Below are 6,680 nucleotides of genomic sequence, written 5' to 3' on the forward strand. Positions count from 1 at the left end.
GATCTACACTAGACAGCGCGCCGACACGCAGACGAATGGCCGTCACCACGGACAGTTCCGCGGCATGGCGCTCCACGATAGCCAGGATATCCTCGGCCAGAGATAACTCATGCATGGTCAGCCTCCTGCCCGACAGCGGCACGGCACCAGGCGAGCAGCCAGACCCATGCCCGCTCCGTCCGCTCCGCCGCGCCCGCGCTAAGCGCCTCGCCCAAACCGAAACGTTCGCCGGGTATCGCCAGCAACTCCGCGCGCGGCGCAGGCTTTCCGGCCACCCGTTCGCAAATTGCCAGCAACGCGGCCGGCGATACCGCGTGGGTGGTGTAGCTGGCGTCGTCCGCCGCCGTCACCGCCGCGCAAGCAAAGGGCTCCGCGCCGTTCAGCGCGGCATCGATGAACAGCACGCGCCGCCTGCCGGCCAAGTCCAGCGCATGCTCGATATTCAGTTGCATGTCGGTCAGGGCCTCCACCTCGGCCATATTCTGCTCCAGCAGCCAGCCCTGCAGCCGTTCGATCAACAGCGGGCCGATGGCGTCGTCGCCGCGGCCGGGGTTGCCGAAACCCAACACCAAGACAGACGCGCGCGGCCTCATCCGCGCAGCCCCCGCTCGAAGCTGCCGTCGCCTTGGCGAACGGCGCAGTCCACCAAGCCGCCGTCCGCCGCCACAGCCTCCACCCGCAGCGGCATTTTGCCCATGGCGTGCGTGGCGCAGGACAGGCAGGGATCGTAAGCGCGCACGGCGGTCTCCATCCGGTTCAGCATGGCTTCGCTGATTTCGCGGCCGTCGAAGATGTCCGCCGCGGCGGAGCGGATGGATTCATTCATCGCCTGATTGTTGCTGGTGGTGGAGACGATCAGATTGGCCATGCTCACCAGATCGTCCTCGCCCACTTGATAATGGTGGAACAAGGTGCCGCGCGGCGCCTCGATCACGCCTATGCCTTCACGGCCGCCGCTCCCCTGCGCCAGCAAGTCCGTATCCAGGATGGCCGGGGCGTCCAACAGCGCCGCGATGGCCTCAACGCAATGCAGCAGCTCTATCATGCGCGCCCAGTGATAGGCCAACGTCGCCTGCACCGGCGCGCCCGCGCCATGCTCGACGAAATCCCGCCGCGCCGCCTCGGCCAGAGGCGTGGCGATGAAGTCGCAATTATTGACGCGCGCCAGCGGCCCCACGCGATACCAGCCGCGCTCCGGCCCCAATGCGGCCAGATACGGAAACTTCATATAGGTCCATGGCTTGACCTGCTCCCGCAGCAGCTCGGCATAGCCACGCACATCCACATGATCCATCACCACGGCGCCGGCCGGGTCCTTGACGCGCAAGCCTCCATCGAACAGTTCCAGCGAGCCGTCCGCGCCAACCAGGGACAGGAAATTGGACGGCGCGGCGGCAAAGGTTCGATTGCGTTCGCCGCCGGCCAGATACAGCGATTTGGCGACGCCCAGCCCCTCCTGCGCCCATGCCAGCGCCTCCGGCAGACCGGCGCGCAGCGCGTCCCGCTCGGCGGCGCGCAGGGGTTTATTGAAACCGCCCGGCACCGAGCCGGTGCCGTGTATGCGCTTGCCGGTCAGCGCCTGGATCAGCTCCTGTCCGTATTTGCGCAGCCGGATGCCTTTCATCGCCAGCGAGCGCTCGTCCGCCAGCACGCCCAGGAAATTGCGATGCGCCACCGCATCGTCCGATCCAAACAGCAAATCCGGCGAGGCCAGATGGAAGAAATGCAAGGCGTGGGACTGCAGCACCTGGCCGAAATGCAACAAGCGGCGCAGCCGCGTGGCGGCCGGCGGCGGCGACGCCTCGCCCAGCGCGATCGCATCCATGGCCTTGGACGCGGCCAGCAGATGGCTCACCGGACAGATGCCGCACAGTCGCTGCACCAGCGTCGGCACTTCCCAGTAGGGCCGGCCCTGAATGAATTTCTCAAAGCCGCGGAATTCGACGATATGCAGCCGCGCCTGCCGCACCCGGCGCGCCTCGTCCAGCAGCAGGGTGATCTTGCCATGCCCCTCCACCCGGCTCAGCGGTTCTATCGCCACCCGCCGCAGCCGCTCCGGATGATCCGCCGACTCCAAACTCTCGTTCATCCCGCCCCCTTAGTCGAAGCGCCGCAACGGATAGTCCAGTCTGGGCTCGCGCCCGTCGAGCAAGGCAGTGAGCAGCTCCCAGAACGCATCGGCCGGCGGCGGGCAGCCCGGCAAGACATAATCGACAGCCACCAGTTCATGGATGGGATAAACCTTGTCCAGCAGCCGCGGCAGCTCCGGATCATCCGGCAATAGCGGCGCGGCCAGCGTCGCGCCGCCGCCATAGGCTTCCGCCAGGCAATCCGCCGCCGAAAAACGGTTGCGCAAGGCCGGCACGCCGCCGGTCAGCGCGCAGGCCCCCACCGCCACCAGAATCCGGCAGCGGCGGCGGAATTCGAGCAGGGTCTCGACATTCTCCTCATTGCACACCCCGCCTTCGATCAGCCCCAGATCCACGCCGGCCGAGATGCATTTGACGTCGGTCAGCGGGCTGCGGTCAAAGGCCACGCGTTCGGCCAGCGCGGCCAGCCGTTCGTCTATGTCCAATAGCGACATATGGCAGCCGAAACAACCGGCCAGCGAACAGGTTGCGATGGTCAGCTTGCGTTCCATGCGTCCTCACTCGTCCTCAGGCCGCCGATTACCCGCCTCGGCTATGGTCTGTTCATCGTACAGCCGCTCGCCTATCGGCGCGCGGTAGCCTTCGCGCTTGATCAGGATGGCCCCTACCGGACAAATATGCGCCGCCCGATCTGTGAGCTGCAGCGCCGAATCCTTGAGCAGGCCGGACGGCGAATTGACGATCAGCCGCGTGGCCGCACCTCGCCCGGCCAGCTCGAACACGTTCTTGCCGTCCGCCTCGCGGCTGGCCCGCACGCACAAGGCGCACTGGATGCAGCGGTCGCGGTCCAGCAGGAAGTCCGGGTGGGAGGCGTCCAGCTCGCGCCGCGGATAGAAATGCGCGTAATGCGAATCCTCCATGCCGACGAAATAGGCCACGGCCTGCAATTGGCAATTGCCGCTGCGCTCGCAGAACGGACAATGATGATTCCCTTCGATGAACAGCATCTGGGTCAGGCGACGACGGTCGCGCTGCAAGTCTTCGCTGAGATTTTCCACCGCCGTGCCGGCCTGGGCCGGCGTGGCGCAGGCCGCCTCGACGCGGCCATCCACGCGGACGCAGCACAGGCGGCAACTGCCGTGCGGCTGGAAATCCGGGTGGTGGCACAGGTGGGGGATATAGACGCCAGCCTGCGCAGCTGCTGCCATGATGGTTTGCCCAGGCTCGAACGCGATCTCTCGCCCATCCAGCAAAAACCGCGGCACTGACTCCACGCTCATGGTCGCGCCCTTTCCCCGGCGCCGGCCAGCTCGCCGTCCGCCGCCTCATCGGACAGACTCCGCTGCCTCGCCTCCCACTGCGGCCGAAAGCGCGACAGCAAGTCCAGCAGCGGATTGGCGGCCGTCTGCCCCAAGCCGCAGTGGCTCATTTCGCGCATCAGGCGACCGACATCCTCGATCTCCCTCAGATCCGCGTCGCTAGCGCGGCCTTCTCCCAGCTTGTCCGCCGCGCGCGTCAGCAACTGCGTGCCCACCCGACAGGGCGTGCACAGGCCGCAGCTTTCAAAGGCGAAGAAATGCGTGAACTGACGGGCGATGTCCACCAGATCGCGCCGCGAGTCGAACACCATGAAAGAACCGCCGGTGGACAAGTCTTCGAAAGCTATCCGGCGATCAAACTGCTCCGGCGCAATCAGGACGCCGCTAGGCCCGCCCACCTGAATAGCCTGGACATCAACCGCGCCGCAGGCGGCCAGCACTTCGCGCGCGGTCGCGCCGAAATCGAACTCATAGATTCCAGGCACGGCCACGTCGCCGGACACGCTCAGCAGCTTGCTCCCGCGCGACTTTCCCGTCCCGCGCGCGCGGAAGGCATCTGCGCCTCGGGCGATGATCAGCGCCGCGCACGCCAGCGTCTCCACATTATTGTTGGCCGTGGGGCAGTCCAGATAGCCCGCGCTGACCGGAAACGGCGGCCGCAGACGCGGAATGCCGCGCTTGCCCTCCAAGGATTCGATCATCGCCGTCTCCTCTCCGCACACATAAGCCCCCGCGCCCAGTTCGATGTCGATGTCGAACGAGAACCCCGACCCCAGCACGCGCTCGCCGAGCAGGCCGTCCGCGCGGCGACGCTGCAAAACCGCGCGCAAATGCGGCAACAGATAGGCGTACTCGCCGCGCAGATAGAGCAAGCCCCTCTCCGCGCCGATGACATAGCCCGCCAGGCTCATGCCCTCGAAGATTTGATCGGCGCGCGTCGCCAGCAGCACGCGGTCCTTGAAAGTGCCCGGCTCGCCTTCGTCCGCATTGCAAGCGACATAGCGCGCCGCGCCGCCCGCCTCCCTGGCCAGCCTCCACTTCAAGGCGGTATCGAAACCCGCGCCGCCGCGTCCGCGCAAGCCGGCGCGCCGGATGGCGTCCAGCGCGGCCTCCGGGCCGGAACGCAAAGCCTTAACCAACGCCTCGCCTCGCCGCAAACGCATAGACAGCAGCATCCCCGGCTGACGGATATGGTTGGCTACCTCGAACCAGCCGCGCGGCCAATCTGCCATGGCCACGTCCCGCTCTATCAGCGCGGCCAGCCGGCTCGCGCGAGCCGGCGTCAGCCCCGTCAGCGGCAAACCATTGACCAGCGCCGCCGGCCCCTGGTCCGCCAGGCCTATGCAAGATGTCACGTGCAGGGAAACTCGACCATCGGGCCGCGTGACGCCGGGCTCGATGCCCAGCCGTTCAAGCAAACAGTCCCGCATCGCCAGGCTGCCGCCAAAGCGGTCTATCACGCTGTCCGACAGCCGGATGCAGTAATCGCCCAGCGGCTGGGCGCTCAGGAAATGGTAAAAATCGACCACGCCGCGCACCTGGGCCAAGGTCACGCCTAGATGATCGGCGATGGCCGCCTGCCAATCAGCCGGCACGCAGCCGCGCGCTTGCTGGATATCGATCAGCAATTGCAACAGACGATCCGGCCGACGCGGATGGCGCTGGAGCAGAGACTGCTGCGGAAGGGGGGGGTTAGTCATGCATTAGGTATAGCGCACCCTCCGTCCCGCATGCCGGCGCAAAAAAAACCGCAGGAGGCGGCTTTCTTGCATCGTGACCATTCATGACCTGCGAATCAGCACACTCAGGCCAGGCGTACGAGAGAGCGCCCAGACACTGGCCGCGACCAAGAGCAACAACAGCGGCAACTTGGCAGCCTCCCAGGCTAAGGAAACGATTTCCGGCGTGCCGATCAGCATCACCGCGACGAAATACATGTGCAGACAATAAATGCCCAGCACATTGGGCGCCTGTCTTTCCAGCCAGGAGTCTTTACCCCATTGCGGCCGGTTCAACAGCAGCCAGAACAAACCAAGGGCCCAGGGAATGGAGCCCAGCAGAAAATCGTGCCCGCGAATGCCGGTTTGCGCGTAGTGGTTCAACACCCACAGCTCACCGGCATACAACAAAATTCCACCCAACATCAGCGCGACCGCGGCCTTATCCGCGAGTTGGCGGCCGTTTTGCCGGATCAGGGCGCCCAACAACACAAGAGGCACGGCGAAAAACGGGCCGTTTCGGGTGTTGAAATCCCAGTGGATGTCCAACAGCTTGGCATATGATCCCCCTGCCAACCCCACCAGATACAGCGCGACGGCAAGCGGCGGCAAGCAGCGTGACCATCCCAGCCGGTGCGCGCCGGCAATCAGCAGCACCGCCAGCATCAGAGCCGGCAGGAACCACAGGTGCAACATGCCTCCTACCAACAACAGTTCCAGAGGCTTGGCCAGCAGCATCTCCCATTGCCCCCGCATGCCCTGGATATAGCCGAGCCCGGCCACCGCGCGCCAATCCATGGGCAGGAAAGCATAGATCAGACTCCACAATAGCCACAGCAATAGGATGGGGCGGCAATAACGCAGCACGGGCGCCATGGCGCCGGCCGACATCTTGGGCTGGGCGAAATAGCCGGCGCACAAGAAAAAGAACGGCACGGCAAAACGGCTGCCCTGGTTGATGAAGTCGGCAACCCAGGCATAAGGCGCAGCGGCCCAGGGGACGGGGTTAAACGGGCTGGCGAATGGAGCTAGGTGCAGGGCCATTACGGCGGCGATCGCGATGACGCGAGCGCAATCGAGGCTAGATATTCTCATGATTTCAGGCGCGAGGGGTGAGTGGGTGGAAGCGGCGCGGGGCGCCTGCGCTAATGTCAATACTTGAACTGGACTGCCTGAGACGGACCAGAGTTCCGACCTCGCTCAAGCGCGGCGATATGGTTTCAAACGGTTGGGTGAAAGGGTGACTGCCCGGCGTTTCGATGGTCAAGTGCGAAGCGGCGGAACCACGGGAATGAAACCTAGATCCAGAGCCAATTGGCGAGTTTCATTACCTTCGTATGCCCGATCCATCAGCAGGTGGACAGGCTGCTTGATTTCACCAAACTGACGAAGCAGCTTTCTACCCTCTGGCGCATCGTGATGCCTGTCCTGGCGAGAGGCAAAACGCTATGGCTGTTCTAGGGGCTGTTGACGTTTTGAAGCAGGGAGCAGATAGGAGGGGTGCAAACCTGCAGAATTAAGGTTCCTACACCAATCCTCTGCAGGTTTGCGAT

At 64.9% G+C, this 6,680-nt stretch carries 7 protein-coding genes and 1 pseudogene; all 8 read right to left on the reverse strand.

Annotated features, from left to right (window positions below; translation table 11 throughout):
- A partial coding sequence (locus tag C2I19_RS23010; RefSeq protein WP_146056908.1) for a hydrogenase/urease maturation nickel metallochaperone HypA occupies nt 1-115 on the reverse strand: 115 nt, incomplete at its 3' end.
- Nucleotides 108-593 carry a hydrogenase maturation protease gene (locus C2I19_RS20465; RefSeq protein ID WP_103904434.1) on the reverse strand — a complete coding sequence of 162 codons (486 nt, stop codon included), beginning with the start codon at nt 591-593 and terminating at the stop codon, nt 108-110. The genes C2I19_RS23010 and C2I19_RS20465, both read right to left, overlap by 8 nt.
- Complete coding sequence (locus C2I19_RS20470) at nt 590-2,089, reverse strand: Ni/Fe hydrogenase subunit alpha (RefSeq protein ID WP_103904435.1); 1,500 nt, start codon at nt 2,087-2,089, stop codon at nt 590-592. The genes C2I19_RS20465 and C2I19_RS20470 overlap by 4 nt, the downstream gene beginning before the upstream one ends.
- 9 nt (nt 2,090-2,098) lie before the next feature.
- The gene (locus C2I19_RS20475) at nt 2,099-2,641 is read right to left on the reverse strand and encodes an NADH-quinone oxidoreductase subunit B family protein (RefSeq protein WP_103904436.1); all 543 of its coding nucleotides are present in this window, start codon (nt 2,639-2,641) and stop codon (nt 2,099-2,101) included.
- 6 nt (nt 2,642-2,647) lie between these two features.
- On the reverse strand, nt 2,648-3,370 hold the full coding sequence (locus C2I19_RS20480) for a 2Fe-2S iron-sulfur cluster-binding protein (RefSeq protein WP_103904437.1): 723 nt from the start codon (nt 3,368-3,370) through the stop codon (nt 2,648-2,650).
- Nucleotides 3,367-5,109, reverse strand: coding sequence for an NAD(P)H-dependent oxidoreductase subunit E (locus C2I19_RS20485; protein WP_103904438.1), 1,743 nt, complete (start codon nt 5,107-5,109; stop codon nt 3,367-3,369). Before C2I19_RS20485 ends, C2I19_RS20480 begins: the two co-directional genes overlap by 4 nt.
- 81 nt (nt 5,110-5,190) lie before the next feature.
- Nucleotides 5,191-6,282: an acyltransferase gene (locus C2I19_RS20490; protein WP_199181311.1), complete on the reverse strand. Its 1,092-nt coding sequence runs from the start codon at nt 6,280-6,282 to the stop codon at nt 5,191-5,193.
- Between the two features lie 120 nt (nt 6,283-6,402).
- Nucleotides 6,403-6,586 (reverse strand): annotated as a pseudogene (locus tag C2I19_RS20495) (transposase); the annotation flags it as partial.
- Nucleotides 6,587-6,680: the final 94 nt, after the last annotated feature.

The sequence above is a fragment of the Chromobacterium alticapitis genome, from assembly GCF_002924365.1.
Classification (GTDB): domain Bacteria; phylum Pseudomonadota; class Gammaproteobacteria; order Burkholderiales; family Chromobacteriaceae; genus Chromobacterium; species Chromobacterium alticapitis.

Coding starts and splice junctions, on each gene's coding strand:
- C2I19_RS20485 (WP_103904438.1), bottom strand. CDS start 5,109: ATGACTAACCCCCCCCTTCCGCAGCAGTCTCTGCTCCAGCGCCATCCG.
- C2I19_RS20470 (WP_103904435.1), bottom strand. CDS start 2,089: ATGAACGAGAGTTTGGAGTCGGCGGATCATCCGGAGCGGCTGCGGCGG.
- C2I19_RS20465 (WP_103904434.1), bottom strand. CDS start 593: ATGAGGCCGCGCGCGTCTGTCTTGGTGTTGGGTTTCGGCAACCCCGGC.
- C2I19_RS20475 (WP_103904436.1), bottom strand. CDS start 2,641: ATGGAACGCAAGCTGACCATCGCAACCTGTTCGCTGGCCGGTTGTTTC.
- C2I19_RS20480 (WP_103904437.1), bottom strand. CDS start 3,370: ATGAGCGTGGAGTCAGTGCCGCGGTTTTTGCTGGATGGGCGAGAGATC.